General features: G+C 71.5%; 19 protein-coding genes. 11 read left to right on the forward strand and 8 right to left on the reverse strand.

Going from position 1 to position 20,239, the window contains the following annotated elements:
* Positions 1-174: 174 nt before the first annotated feature.
* Genes WMF28_RS04020 through WMF28_RS04035 form a run of 4 tightly spaced genes read right to left on the reverse strand, consistent with a single transcriptional unit; the run spans position 175 to position 6,077 of the window.
* Positions 175-3,321, reverse strand: a complete 3,147-nt coding sequence (locus tag WMF28_RS04020) for an efflux RND transporter permease subunit (RefSeq protein ID WP_437600716.1) — start codon at positions 3,319-3,321, stop codon at positions 175-177.
* A gap of 8 nt (positions 3,322-3,329) precedes the next feature.
* Positions 3,330-4,517, reverse strand: coding sequence for an efflux RND transporter periplasmic adaptor subunit (locus WMF28_RS04025; RefSeq protein ID WP_437600717.1), 1,188 nt, complete (start codon positions 4,515-4,517; stop codon positions 3,330-3,332).
* The gene (locus WMF28_RS04030) at positions 4,514-5,182 is read right to left on the reverse strand and encodes a hypothetical protein (RefSeq protein ID WP_437600718.1); all 669 of its coding nucleotides are present in this window, start codon (positions 5,180-5,182) and stop codon (positions 4,514-4,516) included. The genes WMF28_RS04025 and WMF28_RS04030 overlap by 4 nt, the downstream gene beginning before the upstream one ends.
* A gap of 1 nt (position 5,183) precedes the next feature.
* Positions 5,184-6,077 (reverse strand): hypothetical protein, encoded by an 894-nt coding sequence (locus tag WMF28_RS04035; RefSeq protein ID WP_437600719.1) that lies wholly within the window; start codon positions 6,075-6,077, stop codon positions 5,184-5,186.
* A gap of 267 nt (positions 6,078-6,344) precedes the next feature.
* Between WMF28_RS04035 and WMF28_RS04040 the strand changes: the two genes are divergently transcribed.
* From WMF28_RS04040 to WMF28_RS04050, 3 genes are all read left to right on the forward strand, one after another.
* The gene (locus tag WMF28_RS04040) at positions 6,345-7,832 is read left to right on the forward strand and encodes a sensor histidine kinase (RefSeq protein WP_437600720.1); all 1,488 of its coding nucleotides are present in this window, start codon (positions 6,345-6,347) and stop codon (positions 7,830-7,832) included.
* Positions 7,829-9,244 carry a sigma-54-dependent transcriptional regulator gene (locus WMF28_RS04045; protein ID WP_437600721.1) on the forward strand — a complete coding sequence of 472 codons (1,416 nt, stop codon included), beginning with the start codon at positions 7,829-7,831 and terminating at the stop codon, positions 9,242-9,244. The genes WMF28_RS04040 and WMF28_RS04045 overlap by 4 nt, the downstream gene beginning before the upstream one ends.
* Positions 9,245-10,031: 787 nt before the next feature.
* Entirely contained in the window at positions 10,032-10,367 is a 336-nt protein-coding gene (locus tag WMF28_RS04050) for a DUF6968 family protein (protein WP_437600722.1), read from the forward strand.
* Positions 10,368-10,507: 140 nt separating this feature from the next.
* Here the strand turns inward: WMF28_RS04050 and WMF28_RS04055 are convergent, their stop codons facing one another.
* Positions 10,508-11,227 carry an NAD-dependent epimerase/dehydratase family protein gene (locus WMF28_RS04055; protein ID WP_437604206.1) on the reverse strand — a complete coding sequence of 240 codons (720 nt, stop codon included), beginning with the start codon at positions 11,225-11,227 and terminating at the stop codon, positions 10,508-10,510.
* Between the two features lie 185 nt (positions 11,228-11,412).
* Between WMF28_RS04055 and WMF28_RS04060 the strand changes: the two genes are divergently transcribed.
* The 4 genes from WMF28_RS04060 (at position 11,413) to WMF28_RS04075 (ending at position 15,705) form a co-directional block, all read left to right on the forward strand.
* Complete coding sequence (locus tag WMF28_RS04060; protein ID WP_437600723.1) at positions 11,413-12,189, forward strand: SIMPL domain-containing protein; 777 nt, start codon at positions 11,413-11,415, stop codon at positions 12,187-12,189.
* Positions 12,190-12,332: 143 nt separating this feature from the next.
* Positions 12,333-13,172, forward strand: a complete 840-nt coding sequence (locus WMF28_RS04065; RefSeq protein ID WP_437600724.1) for an inositol oxygenase family protein — start codon at positions 12,333-12,335, stop codon at positions 13,170-13,172.
* A 331-nt stretch (positions 13,173-13,503) separates the two neighbouring features.
* Complete coding sequence (locus tag WMF28_RS04070) at positions 13,504-14,826, forward strand: endo-1,4-beta-xylanase (RefSeq protein ID WP_437600725.1); 1,323 nt, start codon at positions 13,504-13,506, stop codon at positions 14,824-14,826.
* Positions 14,827-15,072: 246 nt separating this feature from the next.
* Positions 15,073-15,705, forward strand: a complete 633-nt coding sequence (locus tag WMF28_RS04075; protein WP_437600726.1) for a MarC family protein — start codon at positions 15,073-15,075, stop codon at positions 15,703-15,705.
* A gap of 19 nt (positions 15,706-15,724) precedes the next feature.
* Here the strand turns inward: WMF28_RS04075 and WMF28_RS04080 are convergent, their stop codons facing one another.
* Positions 15,725-16,603: an NmrA family NAD(P)-binding protein gene (locus WMF28_RS04080; RefSeq protein ID WP_437600727.1), complete on the reverse strand. Its 879-nt coding sequence runs from the start codon at positions 16,601-16,603 to the stop codon at positions 15,725-15,727.
* Entirely contained in the window at positions 16,600-17,055 is a 456-nt protein-coding gene (locus tag WMF28_RS04085; protein WP_437600728.1) for a nuclear transport factor 2 family protein, read from the reverse strand. Before WMF28_RS04085 ends, WMF28_RS04080 begins: the two co-directional genes overlap by 4 nt.
* Positions 17,056-17,191: 136 nt before the next feature.
* Here WMF28_RS04085 and WMF28_RS04090 point away from each other — a divergent pair, with 136 nt between their 5' ends.
* Positions 17,192-18,148: a helix-turn-helix domain-containing protein gene (locus tag WMF28_RS04090; protein ID WP_437600729.1), complete on the forward strand. Its 957-nt coding sequence runs from the start codon at positions 17,192-17,194 to the stop codon at positions 18,146-18,148.
* Positions 18,149-18,215: 67 nt separating this feature from the next.
* Here WMF28_RS04090 and WMF28_RS04095 read toward each other — a convergent pair whose 3' ends face one another.
* Positions 18,216-18,845, reverse strand: coding sequence for an endo-1,4-beta-xylanase (locus tag WMF28_RS04095; RefSeq protein WP_437600730.1), 630 nt, complete (start codon positions 18,843-18,845; stop codon positions 18,216-18,218).
* A 345-nt stretch (positions 18,846-19,190) separates the two neighbouring features.
* Between WMF28_RS04095 and WMF28_RS04100 the strand changes: the two genes are divergently transcribed.
* The 3 genes from WMF28_RS04100 to WMF28_RS04110 all read left to right on the forward strand — a co-directional run bounded on the left by WMF28_RS04100 (position 19,191) and on the right by WMF28_RS04110 (position 20,228).
* Positions 19,191-19,331, forward strand: coding sequence for a hypothetical protein (locus WMF28_RS04100; RefSeq protein ID WP_437604394.1), 141 nt, complete (start codon positions 19,191-19,193; stop codon positions 19,329-19,331).
* Positions 19,328-19,822: a hypothetical protein gene (locus WMF28_RS04105; protein WP_437600731.1), complete on the forward strand. Its 495-nt coding sequence runs from the start codon at positions 19,328-19,330 to the stop codon at positions 19,820-19,822. Before WMF28_RS04100 ends, WMF28_RS04105 begins: the two co-directional genes overlap by 4 nt.
* A 184-nt stretch (positions 19,823-20,006) precedes the next feature.
* Entirely contained in the window at positions 20,007-20,228 is a 222-nt protein-coding gene (locus WMF28_RS04110) for a hypothetical protein (RefSeq protein WP_437600732.1), read from the forward strand.
* Positions 20,229-20,239 lie beyond the last annotated feature (11 nt).

The following is a 20,239-nucleotide window of genomic DNA, read 5'->3' on the forward strand; positions in this document are numbered from 1 at the left end:
TGACGTAACGCAAATCTGCCGACCTTTCGTGAGGTGTGCGGGCCCTGGCCAACGCCGCGCGTGGAGCGCGCCCCGCTTTTGTGTGGACGCTCAACCACAGGCGAGGGTGCAAGCCCAGCGTCGAACACGACGCGCTCGGACTCGTGTCGATGAATGGCGTTGCGGCGCTGGCTGCTACCCCTCCGCGGGCCTCGGGTCTCGTCGAAGACGCGTATCCCCGCTCGCGACCTCCGGGGCGCGCGCCAGCCGCTCGGCCGAGGCCCTGCCGAACCGGAAGAAGACCGCCGGCGTCACCATGATATCGAGCAGCGTCGACGACAGCAGCCCGCCCAGGATCACGACCGCCACGGGCTGCAGGATCTCCTTCCCCGGCTGCCCCTCCGAGAGCGCGATCGGCACGAGCGCCAGCGCCGCCGTGAGCGCGGTCATCAGCACCGGGACGAGGCGCTCCAGCGAGCCGCGGACGATCATCGCCTCGCCGAACGGCTCGCCCTCGGCCTTCATGAGGTGGATGTAGTGCGAGATCATCATGATGCCGTTGCGCGAGGCGATCCCGCACAGCGTGATGAACCCGACGAGCGTCGCCACCGACAGGACGCCGCCGGTGAGGACGACCGCGAGCACCGACCCGACGAGCGCGAGCGGGATGTTCAGCAGGATCTGGAGCGCGACGGTCCACGAGCGGAACTGCGAATAGAGCACCACGAGCATCCCGGCGAGGCTCGCGATCGACAGCAGCCCGATGAGCCGCGACGCCGATCGCTGGCTCTCGAACTGCCCGCCGTACGTCACGTGGTAGCCCGGCGGCCTCGGGATCGCGCCCACCGCGCGCTGGACCTCGCCGACCACCCGCTCCAGATCGCGCCCGGCCACGTTGGCGGACACAACGATCCGCCGCTGCGTGTCGTCGCGGCTGATCTGGTTCGGTCCCGCGCTCTCCGTCACGTCGGCGAGCTCCGAGAGCGGGACCTTCGCGCCGCTCGGCGTGTCGACGAGCGTGCGCCGCAGAGCGTCGATGTCCTCGCGGAGCTCCGGCGGGTACCGGAGCACGACATCGATGGTCCGCTGGCCCTCCAGGAGCTGCGTGACGGTGCCGCCCGCGAGCGCCAGCTCGAGCAGCTCGGACAGCTGACCCGCGTTGACGCCGAGCTGCGCGGCGCGCTCCCGGTCCACCCGGATGGCGATCTGCGGGATCAGCACCTGCGGCTCGAGCTGGAGATCCTTCACCCCCGGGACGGCCTCCATCGCGTCGCGCGCCGCCTTGCCCAGGCGCCGCAGCTCGCCGAGATCCTCGCCGAAGATCTTCACCGCGATCTGCGCGCGCACGCCCGAGAGCAGGTGATCCAGCCGGTGCGAGATCGGCTGGCCCACGTTGATCGCCACGCCGGGGATCCTGTCGAGCGCCGCCCGGATGTCGCCGAGGATCGCCTCGCGCGCCCGCCCGGAGGCGGCGAGATCCACGTCGATCTCCGTGTAGTGGACCCCCTCCGCGTGCTCGTCGAGCTCGGCCCGGCCGGTCCGCCGCCCTGTCGAGACGACCTCGGGGACCTCGTGCATCAGCTGCTCGGCCAGCGTGCCGAGCCGGCTCGACTCCGCGAGCGACGTGCCCGGCCTGGCCACCACGTTGACCGTGAGCGTCCCCTCGTTGAACGGCGGCAGGAACTCGGCCCCGAGCAGCGGCACCGCCGCCGCCGCCGCGAGGACCAGCGCGCCCGCGGCCGCCATCACCGCCCCGGGGTGCCGCAACGACACAGCGAGCACGCGGCGATCCGCGGCCTTGAGCTTGCGGACGAGCCAGCCGTCCTCGTGGCTCATCTGCTTCATCGACGGCAAGAGGACCGAGCAGAGCGCAGGTGTGACCGTCAGGGATACAACCAGCGAGGCCAGGATCGACACGATGTAGGCGATCCCGAGCGGGGCGAAGAGCCGCCCCTCGATGCCGCTCATCGCGAACAGGGGCACGAAGACGAGGACCACGAGGATCGTCGCGAACACGATCGAGCCCCGGACCTCGCTCGACGCGTCGCGGATGACGTCGAGCGGCGGCCGTGGGGAGGCGAGCGCCCGGTTCTCGCGCAGCCGCCTCCACACGTTCTCCACGTCGACGATGGCGTCGTCGACGAGCTCGCCGATCGCCACGGCGAGCCCGCCCAGGGTCATCGTGTTCACCGACAGGCCGGCGGCCCGGAAGACGAGCGCGCTCACGAGGAACGAGAGCGGGATGGCGGTCAGCGTGATCGCGGTCGTCCGGAGGTTGAGCAGGAACAGGAACAGGACGATCGCGACGAGGATCGCGCCGTCGCGCAGCGCCTCCGCCACGTTGTGGATCGCGCTCTCGATGAAGGTCGCCTGCCGGAACAGCCGCGGGTCGAGGGTGACGCCGGCGGGCATCGACCTCCCGAGCTCGGCCACCGCCGCGTCGATCCGCTCGGTGAGCGCCACGGTGTCGGCGCCGGGCTGCTTCTGCACCGAGAGGATGACCGCGGGCTTGCCGTCGATCGAGCCGTCGCCCCGCTTGACCCGCGCGGCCTCCTCGACCGTCGCGACCTGCCGCAGGGCCACCGGCGTGCCGTTCCGCACGGCGATGACCGTGGCGGCGATGTCCGCCTCGGTCCGGGCGCGGCCGAGCACGCGGACGAGGAACTCGAGCCCCCGCCTGTCGACGTACCCGCCCGTCGCGTTGGCGTTCGCGCCGGCGAGCGCGCGCGCGACCTCGTCGAGCGACACAGCCGCCGCGGCGAGCCTCGCCGGATCGACGGTCACCTGGATCTGGCGGACCTCGCCGCCGATGGGGATCACCTGCGCGACGCCGGGGATCGTGAGCAGCCTCGGCCGGATCACCCAGTCGGCCTGCGTCCGCAGGACCCTCGGCGAGACGCCCTCGCCCTGCACCCCGATCAGCAGGATCTCCCCCATGATCGAGGCGACGGGCCCCATCTGCGGCGTGACCCCCCGCGGCAGCTGCTCGGTCAGCGTGGCGAGGCGCTCGGCGACGAGCTGGCGATCGCGGTAGATGTCCGTGGACCAGTCGAACTCGACGTAGACGACGCTGAGCCCCACGCCCGAGGTGGAGCGCACGCGCTCGACCCCGGGGGCGCCGTTCATCGCCCGCTCCAGCGGGATCGTGACGAGCGTCTCCACCTCCTCGGGCGCGAGGCCCGGCGCCTCGGTCATGAGCGTGACCGTGGGCCGGTTCAGGTCGGGGAACACGTCGATCGGCAGCTTCAGGAGCGAGTACGTCCCGTAGACGAGCACGAACGCCGCGGCGGCGAGGACGAAGAGGCGGTTCCTGAGCGAGAAGCGGATCAGGGCGTCGAACATCGTCGCGGCTAGCCCCCCGCGGCGAGGAGGACGGTCATGGCGCCCTCGACGACGACGCGCTCGCCCGCGGCGACGCCCGCCGTGATCCCCACGGCGCCGGCGGACCTCGGCCCGACCGCGACGGCGCGCAGCTCGAACGTCTCGGGGCCTGTCTTCACGACCACCGTCGGCGCGCCGCTGCGATCGAGCAGCGCCGACACGGGGACGACAACGCTCTCGACGGCGGCGCCCCCGGCCATGCGCACGTGGACGAGCGCGCCCACCCGCGCGCGCCTGTCCTTGTTGTCGATCTCGAAGAGCGCCTGGACGGTGCGGGTCGACGGATCGACGAGCGCGGCGACGGCGAGGCGCCTCGCCTCGAAGCGCGCCGCGGGATCCGCGACGAGCGCCGCCTCGGCGCGGTCGCCGGAGAGGCGCGCCGCGTCCGCCTCCGGGATGCGCACGTCGAGCCAGAGCGTCGCGAGATCCACGATGCGCCAGAGCTCGGTCCCCTCGGCGACCTGGGCGCCCGGGCTCACGCGGCCGGAGACCACCGTGCCGTCGATCGTCGCGCCGAGCTTCTGCGCGCCCGACCCGCCCGCGAGCGCCCCGACGTCCGCCCGGGCGCGCGCGGCCTCGGCCCGGGCGATCTCGACCTCGGCCTCGGCGGCCTGGATCTCCTTCTCGGCGACGAGGCCCCGCAGCTCGCGGCGCCGCGCGAGCTCGCGCTCGGCCACGCCGAGCCGCGCCTCGGCGACCGCGACCCGGGACGCGGCGTCGCTGCGCGACAGCCCGAGCTGCGCGCTCTCCGCGCCGCCCAGGCTCGGCCTGAGCGTGGCGAGCGGCTGCCCCTTCTTCACCTCGTCGCCGAGCCGGACGAACCCGCCCTCGGGCGGGAAGAGGCGGCCGGCCGTCGGGGCGACCACGGCGAGCTCGCCGGCCGGGCGCGCGATCACCGTGCCGATCTGCCCGAGCCCCGCCGCCAGCGCCCCGCGCCGCGCGCGCTCGGTGCGGAGCCCCAGGAGGAACTGCGTCTCGATCGGCACCTGGGCCACGTTCGGATCCGCCGCCGTCGCCGCGGCCGGCCTCGCCGGCGCGCCGTGATCCTCGCCCCCGTGCGCGTCGACGCGCTCTGCGAGGCCGAAGGCCGCGAGCGCCGAGGCGACGGCGAGCGCCGAGGCGACGGCGCCGACGGTGAGCGGGCGCGCGCGGCTCACGAGGCCACCTGCGAGAGCGCGGGCCGGTCCTCCGGAGGCTGGCTCCCCGCAGGCGGCTTCCTCCGCGCGCGCCGCCCGAGCGCATAGCCGAGCGCGCCGCTGAGCACGGCGAGCGCGCCCGCGCCGACGGCGAGGCTGCCGGCGGGCACCCCCGGGGCCGGCGGCGCCGCGGGCGGCGCCGCGGCGGGCGGGGCGGCGCCGAAGCGGAGATCGCCGACGATCACGAGGTCGAACGCGTCCCCGGCCTCGACCGACACGACCCCGTTGGCCGTCGTCCCCGGGGCGGCGGCGGGGAGGGCGAGCTCGTACACGCCGGCCGCGCCCGTCTTCGCGGCGTCGGCGGCGAAGGTCAGCCCGCCCTTCAGCTCGAGCCGGACGCGCGCGCCTTCGACCGGCGCGCTGGAGTCGGCGCGGGCCACGTAGACGCGCGCGGGCAGCGTGCCCTCCGCGTTCCGCGCCGGGTACTTCACGACCACCGAGAACCTCGCTGTCTCTCCCGACACGACGTGCTCCGTCCCGGTGCTCGCGGCGCGCGGCGCGGCGGGCGCCGTGTGGTCCTCGCCCCCGTGCGCGAGGGCGCGCGGGGCCGCCGCGCAGAGCGCGAGCGCCGCGGCCAGGGCGGCGGCAGCGACGCCCCGCTTTCGCCGGTGCCGCGGGGTCGTCATCTCAGTGCCCGTGCCCGTCGTGGCCGTGCCCCTCGTGCCCCGTGTGGCCGTGCCCCTCGAGGTGGAACGCGAACCGGAGCGAGGCCGCGGCGCCCCCGGCCGGCGTGATGCTGAGCACCCCGTCCAGGTGATCCTGCTGGACCGGATCGACCTTGCCCCGGAGCACGTCGGCCTTCTCGTCGTAGGCGAGCTGGACCTCCTTCGCCCCCGCGACGACGGGGCGGAGGCTCGCCGTGACGCCCTTCGCCGAGCGGGGCTTCTCGCCCGCGTCCAGCATCCAGACCGTGATGTCGCCGGTCTTCTCGAGCTTCACCTCGACGTGGCCGTCCCCGAGCGACTGCACGACGCCGCCGTGGGGCGAGCCGTGGGCGTGCTCTCCGGTCGGGTGATGCGCCGGCGTGTCGGCGAAGGCCGCCGTGCCTCCGGCCGGCACCGTGAGGGTCATCTTCATCGGCGCGCCACGCACCTTCAGATCCCACGTGTAATCCGCCTTGTCCGGCGCCGGGCCCTTCGCCGAGAGCGACCCCTTCGCCTCGTCCGGCGCGAGCGGGAGGGTCTTCTTCTCCTTCCCCTTCGGCTCGATCGTGATGGTGCCGGCCACGTCCTTCGGCGGGATCGGCGTCCGCACCGCGTCGCTCACGTAGAGGTCGACGGCGCCGTCGGCCCCGACCACGACCTCGACGTGGTTGTCGCCCTCCATGGTGACCAGGCCTCCGTGGCGGGGGTTGTGATCCGCGTGAGGGCGCTTTTCGCTCGCGGCGTGGTCGTGGGGCGCGGGCGCCGCCGCGGGACCCTCCTTTGGGCCGGCCTTCGCGTGGTCGTGGCCAGGCGCCTCCTTCGTGGAACAGGCCAGGAGCGGGATCGAGACGAGCAATGAGAAAAGGATTTGGCGCATCGTGCTTTCCTGGAGCCGAGGTTCTTGCCCGGGAGAGCATGCCCCCGAGCAACGAGCGCGCCAAGACGCCACACGCGCGGATCCCGCGCTCCGGTGCTGCAGATCGCCCTCTCAGTGACCTCCAGGGTCACCCCGTTGTGACCATCTCGGTCACAGATCGCCCCCTCGCCGGGATCGGCGAGCGCGTCGCCCGGCCGGATCGGGGCCGAGCGCGCCTCTCGCGGCCCCGGTACGCGGCTTGCGACGCGGCCGGCGGTGTCCTCGGCCATGGCTCCGCCTCCCGCTCCGCAGCGCCTCTATCGGCTCCGCCGCCGGCTGCTCCTGCTCATCAGCCTCCTCGTCGCCCTGGTGGTCGCGAGCGGCGCCGCCACGGTGCTCACGGGCCTCGCGTCCCGCCGCGCGATCCTGGAGGCGCACGACCTCGAGGTCGCGTCCCGCCGGGCCGCGCTCCTCAGCGTCACCGCGCGCGAGCAGTACATCCACGAGGCCCACACGATCATCCTGCGCGACCGCTCCCACGTCGCGCACCACGACGCCTGGGTGAGCGAGCTCGGCGACAAGCTCGCCGAGCTGCGGCCCAGCCTCGAGGCCGAGGCGGCCGCGCAGCTCGACGACATCGGCAGGGCGAGCCGCGAGCTCAGCGAGCTCTTCGCGAAGGAGATCCTCCCGGCGATCGACAGGCAGGACTGGCACGCTGTCCACCACGCGCACGATCGCGCGAACGCGCTCGTCGACCGCATGACCGAGCACGCCGACCGCCTGGCGCGGCACTACGACGAGCGCGCCCTCGCCGCGGAGCGCCGGGCCGAGCAGTTCATCCGGTTCGCGCTGATCCTCGCGACGGCCGTCTGCGCGCTCGCCGCCGCGCTCGCCCTCATCGCCGGGCGCAACCTCTGGCGCTCGTTCTCCACGCCGCTCGCCTCGCTCGAGCGCGTGGCCGAGCGCGTCGCCACGGGGGATCGCAGCGCGCGCGTGGAGCCGGTCGCTGCCGTGGAGCTCGCGGCGGTCGCCGACGCGTTCAACCGCATGCTGGACGCGCTCTCGCGCGCCGAGGCCAGCCTCGTCGCCTCGGAGCGGCTCGCGGCGGTCGGGCGCGTCGCCGCGGGCGTGGCGCACGAGATCAACAACCCCATCGCCGTGATCCGCGGCTACGTGAAGACGATGGTGAAGGAGGCAGGGACGCCCGAGCTCCGCGAGGAGCTCTCGATCCTCGACGAGGAGGCGGCGGCCTGCCAGCACATCGCCGAGGAGCTGCTCATGTACGCCCGCTCGCCGGTCCTCGCGCCGCGCCGCGTGCAGGCCGACGAGCTCCTGCGGGACGCCGCCTCGCACTGCGACGGCCCGCCCGGGCGGGGCGACCCGCGCCTCTGCGTGGACGCCGAGCCGGCCTTCATCGCCGTGGATCCGCTCCGGATCCGGCAGGTCGTCGTCAACCTCGTGGCCAACGCGCGCGAGGCGACCGCGGGAGACGAGGAGATCGTCGTGCGCGGGAGGCGGCTTGACGGCGGATACCTCATCGAGGTCCTCGACCGGGGCGCCGGCGTCCCCGACGAGGCGCGCGAGCGGCTGTTCGAGCCGTTCTTCACCACCCGCCGCGACGGCACCGGACTCGGTCTCGCGGTCTGCTATGGTCTCGTCACCGCGCACGGCGGGACAATCCGGGCGGAGCCCAGGCCGGGGGGCGGCTCCCGGTTCGTTGTCGAGCTGCCGGGCGTCCTCGTCGACGAAGCAAGGGAGAGCCAGGAGCGCGCATGAAGCCGACGGTGCTCGTCGTGGACGACAAGGCGAACATGCTGACGCTGCTCTCGAAGGTGCTCGGCAAGGGCGCCAGGGTCCTGACGGCGCGGGGGGTGCGGACGGCGCTCCAGGTCCTTGAGACCGAGCCGGTCACAACGGTGCTCTGCGATCTGCGCATGAACGACGGGGACGGGCTCGACGTGCTGCGGGCGGTGCGCGCGCGCTGGCCCGGGGTGCCGTTCATCCTGATGACCGCGTATGCGTCGGTCCCGACCGCGGTCCAGGCGATGCGCGAGGGCGCCTACGACTACGTGATGAAGCCGTTCGATCCGGACGAGCTGCGCGCGCTCGTCGAGCGGGCGACGGCGCAGGCCGCCGTGCTGAAGGGCGAGCCGAGCGCGCCGGAGGCGCAGGGCTTCGCGGCCATGACGGGGCGCTCGCCCGCGATGCGGGCCCTCTACACGATCATCGAGCGCGTGGCGCCCACGGACGCGACCGTGCTCATCTTCGGCGAGACGGGCACCGGCAAGGAGCTCGTGGCGCGGGCCATCCACGAGCACTCGTCGCGCGCGTCGCTCCGCCCCATCGCCGTCAACTGCGCGGCCATCCCGCGCTCGCTCATCGAGAGCGAGCTGTTCGGCCACGCCCGCGGCTCGTTCACGGGCGCCGTCGCCGACCGCGCGGGCCTCTTCGAGGAGGCGCACGGGAGCACCCTGTTCCTCGACGAGATCGGCGAGCTCCGGCCGACGGTCCAGGCGAAGCTCACGCGCGTGCTCGAGGAGCGGGCGGTGCGGCGCATCGGCGAGTCGCGCGAGCGCAAGGTCGACGTGCGGCTCATCAGCGCGACGCACCGCGATCTCCGGGCGATGGTCAAGGCGGGCGCCTTCCGCGAGGATCTCTGGTTCCGGCTCAACGTCTGCGTCATCGAGCTGCCGCCGCTCCGCGACCGCGCCGAGGACATCCCGCTGCTCGCGCACCGGTTCCTCGCCGAGCGGGCGCCGCAGTCGCGGTCGGCGGTGACCGGGTTCTCTGCCGCGGCGATGAGCGCGCTCCAGACGTACCGCTGGCCGGGCAACGTGCGCGAGCTCAAGAGCGCTGTCGAGCGGGCGCTCGTCGTCGAGACGGCGGGCGAGATCCGGCTGGAGTCGCTGCCGCCCGAGGTGCAGGGGGCGAGCCCGCTGCGGCTCACGAGCTCGAGCGACATCGACCTCGCCCAGCTCTCGTACCGCGAGGCGGTCGACGCCTCGCGCGAGGAGATGAACCGCCGCTACCTGGAGGCCGTGATGCGCCGCTTCCGGGGCGACGTGCTGAAGGCCGCCGCGCACGCCGGCGTCGAGCGCGAGAGCTTCTACCGGCTGCTGCGCCGCTGCGGCCTGTCCGCCGACGACTTCCGCGAGGAGCGCCGGGGCGCGGACGGCGCGAAGAGCTGAGTCGAGCGATGGACCGTCCCGGAGCGACGAGGGTCGCGGGGGCGCTCCTCGCCGGCCTGCTCGGCGGCGCGTGCGCGGAGGCGTCGCCCCGCAGGCCCGGGCAGGGCGGCGCCGGCGCGACATCCGTGACGACCCCTTTCGTGAGCATCGGTACGGGCTTCGGGGGCGCCCCGGAGGAGCTGCCGCACACGTTCCTTGTGACCGGCGTGGTCACAGACGGCGTGGCTTCGCCGTTACGCTCCAGCTCGCGCGCTGCTTCACCAGCCTGCTCACCTTGATCCGTTGGCGGCCACGCCGCGGACCGACCTGGCGTCGAGCTCGCCGCCCAGCAAGTTGCGCCCGGCATCTTACGCGGTGCGCGCGACCGTAGCCGGCAGCCACATCTGCGTACCCTGCACGAATTTGTTCTTCGACCTGGATCGGTCACAGCTGAGGGTCTGGAACCCGAACGTACACCACAAGGGCGATGCGACAACGCAGTAAACGATGGAGCGGACGTGTGGCAACTCATGTGCGGCGCTTTGGTGGCACCTCCCAAGACCAAACGGTAATGCCATGCCGAGCACAACGAAGGTCGCGCAAAGGCTGTGGCAGCCTGCCGATTTGTCACTTGCGAAAACGCCTGCAGAACGCTCAATGAACGATGGGATCTGTATTGCTCGGAGAGAATTCCACCTAAGCACCGAAAAGTCTGCGGGAGAGCACGCACGTTCGGCAACGGCAGGTGTCTTGCAGTATGCAGAGGACGGACGCTTGACGATGCTGAGGACGGTGGCACCATCGGCGCATGCAGCTCCCCATCGCAGAGCGAGAGCTCACGCTGAAGCGGCCGGACGGTAGCGAACAAGCGATCCGTGTTCTGCTGTGGAAGCCGGAGTTCAGGCATGAGCGCGGATGGGAAGTTGATTTTGAAATCCGAGGACCGGATGGCGAAGTCACGCGCTCTCATGGGTCAGGGCTCGACGCCTTTCAAGCTTTGTATGGTGCGTTGCACATGATACCGATCCTAATGGACGGTCTCAGTGCATTGGGCCAGGTGAGTGCGCATGAGGACGACTGGCACTGGTTTCCGTCTATTCCGCAACTGACGAAGCCGACACCAGGCAAGCCCCGCTCCGAGTAGTGGCTACGCGAGGGTCTTCGACACAGCGCCGACCCCGGATCGGGACGTCGAGCACCGGCCGGCGAGATCAGCTCGTGCCGGTCCTCTGCGGTTAATACGTCCTGTGCGGATCTCTCACCAGCGCCCACCTCCCCGCTGCATTACCGGCAGCCCCCCGGGTTCGTCATGCCGTGTGACCTCCGTGTGCCCCGCCGTCCGGGCACGAGGCTCCACGAGAGGGCACTCGGGTATACGAGAGGAACTGAGCCCTCGACGGCTGCTGATACCGCTCCGACGCGTCCGACGCGGCTTCCGCCGTATCTCTCGCGCATGCGCCTCGCAGGTTCGTCACCGGGTTCGAATCCCGGCGCCTCCACCAAGAAGACACGGTGAGAGCTGTCGCTTCGGCGCCCATCCGAGCCGGCGTGCTCGCGTGGCGCGCACGCGGCTGTTGGATACCCTGCTGTAGCGGCCCGCATTCTCACCGAAGGCGCCGATCGCCTCGGCGATCGGCCAGGAGACGGTGCTCCCTCCCTCCGTACCCGAGCATGCGGCTGATGGCGGCGGCGATGTCCAGGAACCGGGCCTCGCCCGCCTCGGCGAAGCGGAAGTCGCCGGGCCTGCGCCCGGGCGATGACGAGCGAGTAGAGGTCCACCAGATCATCGATGTGGACGTTCGACCAGGTATTGAGCCCGCGGCCCAGGTGCACGCCGGCCTGCTGGGCCAGCGACAGATGGATCAGCGCGGGCACCTGGATGGAGGCGCGCTTCGAGCCCGTCCCCCGCCCGTAGAACATCGGCGGGCAGATGACGACGCCGCGGACGCCCTGCCGCGCCGAGCCCTGAACGAGGCGGTTGATGGCGACGCTCGCAACCTGAATGCTCCGGTTTCATGAAATGCTGGAGTTCCGTTCGACGATTCGATCGGACACGGAACACCTCCTCGCCTCCTGCGCGTCCCGTGAAACCTGGCGGCGCGCAGGAGGCCGTCAATGGCGCGTCCGCTGCCGAGGCCCTGTGCTTCCTTATGCGTCCGCCTTAGATTCTCCGCGGAATGGAGGGACCCATGACGAATACGACAAAACTCTTCGCCTTGCTCGCGACCTGCGCGATATCCGCCGTCTCCGCGCCCGCGCTCGCGCTCGGGGGCGCGGGTACGCAGGCGGCAAATGCGGAGAATGCGGCCGCATCTCGGCTCCTGACGGTCGCTGGACGCGGGGAGGTGATGCTGAAGCCGGATTCGCTGCGCACGAGCATCTCGATCCAGGCGCGGGCCGCGACGCTGGCGCAGGCGCGCGCGGAGGCCGGGAGCAAGACGCGGGCGGTGATCGCGGCGCTGGAGGGCCTCGGGATCCAGGCGTTGCAGGTCCGGACCGTGGAGATCGCCGTGACGCCGATCCCGGAACGCCAGAGGCCGGGGGACGACACGCCGCCCCGGATCATCGGCTACGAGGCGGAGAGCAGGCTCTCGGTCGCCCTGCGCGACGTCACCGTCAAGGAGCTGCGCGCCCACGGCTCGCGTATCCTCGATACGGCGCTCGCCGCGGGCGCCAATGTCGTCGGCGGGGTCGATTTCTTCCTCAGCAAGCCGCGGGAGGCGCACAGGCTGGCGCTCGCCGCGGCCGTGCGCGACGCGCAGGAGAACGCAAAGGTGGTGGCCGGCGCGGCGAACGTCACGATGAGCGGGCTCCGCACGATCAAGACCGCGGCCGCGGAGAGCTACGGATACGCGCAGCAGGCCATGAAGGCCGACGTCGTGGAGACGGTGAACGGCTTCCCGGTCGAGCCCGGGGAGATCCGCGTGACCACCCAGGTGACGGCGAGCTTCCTGTTCACGAAATGACCCGGCTCGAGGCGCTGTCCTGGGTGTGAGCGCCAGCGCATCGGGCCGCTCGCAGCCCGCGCGGCGCCGCGCGCCTGCGCCACGGCGCCGCGGCGCCGCGAGGGCGCTGGCGCTGGACAGGGGGGTACGCTATGGCCGGAGCGATGAGCGAGCAGCGTGAGGAGACGTCGGGCGTGGAGGGGAGCGCCGCGCGCGGAGAGGCGGGAGAGACGGAAGCGTCGGCGTTCCGCGATTACCGCGCCGAGGCGCGGCCGAGCGTGAAGGAGTTTTACCGGCTGAACCACGAGGGGCAGACGCTCGCCTTCGTCCAGGAGAAAGAGCGGCAGTACCTCGGGCTCGACCGCCGCCGGATGGGCATGTGGGAGGTGCTCGAGCTGCTCGATCAGGTGGTCGATGACAGCGATCCCGACACGGAGCTGTCGCAGATCGCGCATGCGCTCCAGTCCGCGGAGGCGGCGCGGCGGGACGGGCAGCCGCGGTGGTTCGTGCTGACCGCGCTCATCCACGACGCCGGGAAGATCCTGTGCACGTGGGGCGAGCCGCAGTGGGCCGTGGTGGGCGACACCTTCCCGGTGGGCTGCGCCTTCTCGGACCGGATCGTCTTCCCCGAGCTCTTCGCGCGGAACCCGGACATGACGAACCCGGCGTACCAGACGCCGTGCGGGATCTACGAGGAGGGCGCGGGGCTCTCCCGGGTGCACATGTCGTGGGGGCACGACGAGTATCTGTATCATGTGGTGAAGGACCACCTGCCGCCCGAGGCGCTCACCATGATCCGATATCACTCGTTCTACGCGGCGCACCGCGAGGGAGCGTACGGGCACCTGATGAACGAGCAAGATCGGCGGATGATGGAGTGGGTTCGGCGGTTCAACCCGTACGATCTGTACTCGAAGGCCGACGCCCCGCCGGACGTCGAGCGGCTGAAGCCGTTTTACAAGGATCTCATCGCCGAGCTCCTGCCGGCCGAGCTCCGCTGGTGAGGGCCACCTGTCGCGCTTGCTGGCGGCTGCTCGAGCGGGTGGCAGGTGCGCTCCAGGAGCAGGGCGAGCCAGGTGTGGGGAGCCCTACTGATTCGCCTTCGGACACACGTTGTTGCCAGAGCAAAATTATAGATTAATCGTGGAATTTTCCCGGAGACGCATATCCCTACAAGCCCGCATCGTGAAGCTGTAGGCTGGGGGGGATGGCGGCCGATCGACTGCCGCTTCGGACCCCCTCGGGGGCTGCCCGTGCGCGGTGTGGCCGCGGCGACGATCAAGGCACGCCTTCGCGGGATTTATGGCAGGGATTTTCCCTTTGGAGGATGCAAGCATGAGGTCAACACCCCTTACCCTTCTACTCTCGGCATTCCTGTGCGCTACCGGCTGTTCGGACGGCGGTGGCGACGGGGGAGGGGAGACCGGCGGCGCGGGCACGACGGGCGGCACGTCGGGCGGCACGATAGGCGGCACGGGTGGCGCGACGGGCGGCACGACGGGCGGCACGACAGGCGGCACGGGTGGCGCGACGGGCGGCACGACGGGCGGCACGACAGGCGGCACGGGTGGCGCGACGAGCAGCTCGGTCGGCACGGGCGGCGGCGGCACGGGCGGCGGTGGCACGGGCGGCGGCGGCGCGGCCGTCAGAACTCCTGCTGCAAGCGCCGCCACCATGAGGGAGGCCGGTGAGAAGGCGAACCCCCCGATCCTGATCGGCGCGGCCATCTCCGGCTCCGGCCTCGGTGATAACAACTACAAGCGCGTCGCTGCTGCTGAGCACAACTACGTGACAGCAGAGAACGAGATGAAGTGGGACGCGCTGGAGCCCAATGCGGGGCAGTTCAGCTGGGGCGCCGCTGACAACATCGTGAACTGGGCGCGTGACAACAACATGAAGGTCAAGGGTCACACCCTGGTGTGGCACAACCAGTTGCCGGGGTGGGCGAACAACCTGAACGGGGCGGCAGCGGTAGAACAGGCCATCCGCAGGCACATCGAAGGCGTGATGGGGCACTTCAAGGACCGGATCAAGGACTGGGACGTGGTCAACGAAGCGGTCCTGACCGACAGCGACACCGGCGTCGGCAATCCCCGCATGCGACCCTCGGTGTTCCAGAGAGCGCTGGGGGAGAGATTCCTCGACCTCTCTTTCCAGATCGCGAGAGAGCAAGACCCTACCGCCAAGCTCTATTACAATGATTACAGCATCGATGCGCTCAATGACAAGGCCGACTTTGTCTACGAGATGATCAAAGGGATGGTCGAGCGCGGAGTCCCGATCGACGGCGTCGGGTTTCAGATGCACATCGGGCCGCCGAACAACAAGGCCGATGGAGCGGCTGTGGCGGCAAACCTGAAGCGCTTCTCCGATCTGGGCCTGGAAGTGCTGATCTCCGAGATGGACATCAACCGTTGCGGCGGTCAGGTCTCCGCCGAGGAGCAGCTCACGTTCTATCACGACATCGTGGAGGCCTGCTTCGTGCTGCCCAAGTGCGTCGGCATCACCTTCTGGGGGATCAACGACGGCAGGTCGTGGCTCAACGGCTGGAGCGGGGCGCTGTGCAACGGGCAGAGCTCTCAGTCTCTGCTCTTCAATGACCAGTATCAGAAGAAGGAGACCTATAACAGGGTGCTGGACGCCCTGCTGGGCCGCTAGGGTCCTCCTCGCGCCGCGCGCGGCGACGGCCCGGTCACCGGTACAGGTCGCCCGCCCGCTCTCCTCTCCTTGCTCCCCGCCCTCGCGCAGCGGAGCTGCCTGGCGGCCGCCCGTCGCCACGTCGGCCGCGGCAGCTCCGCTGACCCATCACCGCAGATCCATCCCTGGGCGACGCGGTGCTAGCGCGACCCTCGACGATGTGGGAGATGCGCCTGGCCCGCGGGGTCCGCGACGCGTCCGGTGAGCATGGCCCATTACGTCTCGGTCTTCCTCATGTCGCTGTCGGCGATCTTCTTCGTCGTGGATCCGATCGGCATCGTGCCGCTGTTCCTGACGATGACGGCGGGCGATCCGCCGGAGAAGGTGCGGCGCACGGCGCTTCGGGCGTGCGCCGTCGCCGGCGGGCTCATGCTCTTCTTCGCCCTCTTCGGCGGCGTCATCTTCAAGGTCTTCGGCGTCTCGCTGGCCGCGTTCCGGATCGCGGGCGGCCTCTTGCTGCTCATCACGGCGCTCGACATGCTGCGCGCCCGCTCCTCGGCGACGCGCACCACCCCGTCCGAGGAGCAGGAGGGCATCACGAAGGAGGACGTGGCGCTCGTGCCGCTGGCCATGCCGCTCCTGGCCGGGCCGGGCGCCATCGCCACGGTGATGGTGCTGATGTCGCGCGGGGGCGACGACCCCGTGGCCATGGCGCTCGTGCTCGCCAGCGTGACCATCACCTTCGTGGCCTCCTACCTCGTGCTGCGCGGCGCGGGGCTGGTGCAGCGGGCGCTCAAGGCGTCCGGCGTGGCCGTGCTCGAGCGCGTCATGGGCCTCATCCTCGCCGCCATCGCGGTGCAGTTCATGGCCGACGGCGTGAAGGAGCTCTGGCGCGGGTGAGGGCCCGCGCCGCGCGGACTCACGTGAAGGCGTGCGCGTGGGCGCGGGCGAAGTCGCGGAAGGTGCGCGGCGCGCGGCCGGTCACGCGCTGCACGACGTCGGTGACGCGGTCCTCGGCGCCGTCGCGGATGGCGAGGTCGAGCCGCACGAGGAGCGCGGCGTACGGCGCGGGCACCCCCGCCTTCACGAGGTGCGCGCGGGCGGCGTCCTCGTCGACGCGGACGTGGCGTATCGTCCGGCCGGCGACCTCGGACACGATGGCCGCCACGTCATCGTAGCTGAGCGCCTCCGGGCCGGTGATGACGTGCGCCGCGTCGTGGGGCGCCTCGTCGAGGAGCGCGCGCGCGGCGACCTCCGCGATGTCGCCGGCGTCGACGAAGCCGACGCGGCCGTCGCCCGTCGCGGTCGTGAGCTCGCCGGGCCCGGCGATCCCCGCCCTGTGCCAGTGGCGCGGATCGATGAAGTTCTGCATGAACCACGAGGGCTGAAGGACGGTCCACTCCGGCGCGCGCTCGCGGAGCGCGCGGTGGACGAGGCCGATCCCGGAGCTCCCCTCCGGCACGGCCGACGAGCTGAGCAGCACGAGGCGGCGCGCCCCGCCCGCGAGCGCCCGCTCGATGAAGGGCACCATGACCGTCGAGGGGTCCTCGACCATCGCGGGCGCCACGAGGTACGCGCGATCGACGCCGCGGAGCGCCTCCTCGTGCGTCGCCGGGTCGGCCCAGTCGAAGCGCGCGTGCTCCACGCCCTCGCGCGCGTCCGCGTCGCGCGCCGTCCGGCTCGCGACGCGGACGCGCGCGCCGGCGGCCTCGATCCGCGCGGCGATGGCTCGCCCGGTGGTGCCCGTCCCGCCGGTGAGCAGGACGCGCGGCCCGCCGCTCCCTGCGCGCGCGCTCACGACGCCGCCTCGCGATGCGCGGCGAGCGCGCCGCCGAAGGCCTCGAGCACGGGCGCCGGATTCCAGTACTCGCGGTACCGCACGATCTTGCCGTTTCGCGTGGCGACGACCATCACGTAGTCCTGCTCGTAGCGCTTGCCCGCGGGGAGGATGGTCGCCGAGCCGTGCACCTCGGCGAGCGCGACGTCCGGGTCGGTCGTCGGATACCGCCGCACGTCCCGGAGCGACAGATCGCGGAAGCTCTCGAGAATGCCCTCGAAATGGCGCCGGATGGCCGGCTTGCCCTCGAATCGACTCGGCGCGCCGACCGCGGGCGCATACGGGAACTCCACGATGGCGTCGTCGGCGAAGAGATCGAGCCATCGCTCGATGTCGCGGCCGATGAGGTCGAGGTGGGCGTCGAGCGCCTGCGCGGCGTCGAGCGGGCGGGGGTGCGGCAGAGGGGGAGTCATACAAGGCCTCTTTCTTTCATGGTGACGAGGCCAGCGTAGCCAGGCCGCGATCACCGCGCGTCCAGCTCCACGATCCGCGCGTCCACGGCGCGCGCCGGTGACGGGGCCGGGCGCGTGCGGTACAGTCGATCGCGCCATGTCCGCCGCGTTCGACGAGCTGGCCCGGAGCGTCGCGCTCCGCGAGACCGAGGTGATGCGCTTCGCGCTCGGCGATCGCTGGGGCAAGCGCCAGCCGGCGCGGCGCGCGTCCGCCCGGGTGTACGCGGCGAGGAGCGGCGGCGGGTGGATCGACGTGGCGCGGCGGCGGCTCGCGCTCGGCGCGGGGGAGCTCGCGTTCCTCCCGCGGGCCGACGAGCACGCCATCCGCGATCGGCCGACGACGTCGCTCGCGCACCCGGAGGCCGTCTGTCGCGGGATGCACGCCGTGGCTGAGGGCACCCTGGCGATGGAGGCGCCGCCGGAGGCGCAGCTCGTCATCGTCGACCTGCACCTCGACGCGGCGGGCGCCCCGTGGATCGCGCTGCTCCCGCCCGTCGTGCACGTCACGGGGGCGACGCCGGGGCTCGCGCGCTGGCTCAACGAGACGCTCGCCCTGCTCGCGGGCGCGCCGGAGCTGTCGCCGGCGCTGCGCCGCTCGGTCGGCGAGACGTGGGCGCACGCGCTGTTCGCGATCGCGCTGCGCGACCCGGCGGCGTCGCTGCCGCGGGCGGAGGCGCTCCGGGACGAGCCGATCGCGGCCGCGCTCGCGCGGGTGCGCGCCTCACCCGAGCGCGCGTGGGAGCTCGCGGACCTCGCGCGCCAGGTTGGCCTCTCGCGCTCGGCGTTCGCGGCGCGGGCGACGGCGCTCCTCGGCGAGCCGCTCGGCCACCACGTGCGCCGGCTGCGCCTCGAGCGCGCCGCGGTGCTGCTCGGCGAGACGACGCTGCCCGTGAAGCTCGTCGCCGCCCGCGTCGGCTACGACAGCGAGCCCGCGTTCGCCCGCGCCTTCGCGCGCGCCCACGGCGTGAGCCCCGTCGCCTACCGGCAGGCGAGGCGGCGGGAGGACGACGCGCTCGCGACGCGACGGCCTGAGCGCGTATTCTCGATTGCATGAGGCAAAGCGCGAGGATAGGGGCCCTGCTCGTCGCGATGGCGGCGTGCGGCGGCGATGACGCGACTCGTCAGCGGTCGAGGAAGTCCATCAGCCAGGTCATGGCCGGCCGCATGGTGCCGTTCGAATGCTGGATACCCGTGTTGTCCCTCCAGGTCGCGCCGACGATATAACCCCACAGGGTGATGCCGGGCACGGAGGGGTGGTTCCAGAACATCGTGAACTGTTCCTGCATCACCCGGCGCTGCTCCGCGTCGTTCGCGATGCCGATGTCGTACTCGGTGATGTGCACGGGCTTGCCCAGCGCGGCCATCTTGTCGATGTACCCCTTCACCGTGTTCGTGTTGATCCTGTAGGCGTCGTGCGCCTGGGCGCCGAGCGCGTCGACCGGGGCGCCTGCGTTGATCACCGCCCGCGCGATCCGCATGAAGTTGTTGTGGTCGTTCTCGTACTCGATGTTGTTGTAGTCGTTGAGGATGAGGACCGCGCGCGGGCAGTACTCGCGGGCCCACTTGAAGGAGTTGACGATCCAGTCCCAGCCGCTGGCGCCGTCAATTCCCGGCCAGAGCTCTTTTTCCCACGACCGTGTACACCCATCTGCAACGGCCGTCTGCCCGGTTACACCGTGGCTGTTGAAGCGGGTCTCGCACAGGCATGCCCGGCGCGAGAGGAGACCGGGCATGATTCGATATTGGAACACGTAAACACGGTCCGAAGTCAAGCTCCTCGTGCGGCTGTTTCGGTCGTGCAGTCACGTTGCATTCACGGGTTCGCGACGGAACGAGATGCGCGCCGTCCGCCCTCCTGAGAAAGCGACGATGTGTCGATGATTGATCTGTGCATCCAAGAGGACACCCTTGCTCCAGCAGCAGGGGCGAGCGCGCGAAACGCGCGAAATGCGAACGATGGCAGAGATCGCCATGGGGCGTCGCTGGTTCACGTTGCCCCCCGACATCACATCCCGGACACCTCCTGAAGAATGCTGCCGACGTTGCGCCTTCCTCTCACGACGTGTATGACGATCCGCGCAGACGAAAGGTGACCGATGAGCAAGGGCCCTGACGTCGCGCCGCCGGAGGCCGATCTGCGCACGGCCGAGCACCTCGGCCGCCGCGTCGCCGAGACCACGCGTCAGCTCACGTGCGGCCGCCTCGTCACCGGACAGGTGGTAGGATGCGGTCCATGAAGCACGTTTCCAGGATGATGACGGTCACGGTGGTCGCCCTCGCGGCGGTCGCAGGCGGCTACGGGCTCCTGAGCTCGCGCGGGTCGGACCCGAAGACGCTGGTCGGCCGCGTCTGGATCGAGCGAATTCCGAGGAACGACACGGATCAGGTCGAGCTCATCGCGCTGCTCGCCGACGAGCCGATCGGCATCTTCCGGCGTGCGTCCCAGTACGAGGGCTCGTTTGCCCTGTTCCGCTACGAGCTCCGCGGCAACGACAAGGTGCAGCTGCTCTTCCCGCAGGACAAATCGAAGCACGAGGCAGCCTTCGATGCGCGGCCGTGCGACGTGAAGGGCTTCGACTACTGCCTCGATCTGAGCGGTGCTCCGCGGGGCGCGGCGAAGTACTACAGCCGGAAGGAATGGGAGATCGAGGGGAGCGACCCGCCCGCGCTGGAGAGCGCGCTGCGGGCGCTCGGCGAGGAGCTGCTCGCGTCTCCGCCGGAGCCGTGACGGGGCAGGGGACGAGACGCCAGCAAGGACCTTCGCCGGCCACGCCCCGCACGGGGGTGACGAACAGCGAAGCGATGAGAGAACGTCAGGGGCGAATGCGTCGCGCGCGCGTCCGTCCGCCCCGCTGGCACGGCCACATGCCGCCGCCGCTGCCATCGGGGCCTCCGCGGCGGTCGCCGGAGACGTGCTCGATCCCGAGCAGGTCTACCTTGCCGGGACGCTGCACGAGGGGATCTGCGGGCAGGACGCGGTGGTGCACCGGGGCTCGCCCGGATCGGCCGCGGTGGGGTTCGACTGCGATGTCAACGAGCGAAGCGCCCAGAGCCTCCCCGCCGGCGGACGGCTGCTCTACATCAACGTCTTCGAGGACCTGCTCCGCGAGTTCCGCTGCGACGGCTGCCCGTAGGATGGCGACGC

The organism is Sorangium sp. So ce590 (assembly GCF_051521365.1).
In the GTDB taxonomy this organism is placed as follows: Bacteria; Myxococcota_A; Polyangia; order Polyangiales; family Polyangiaceae; genus Sorangium.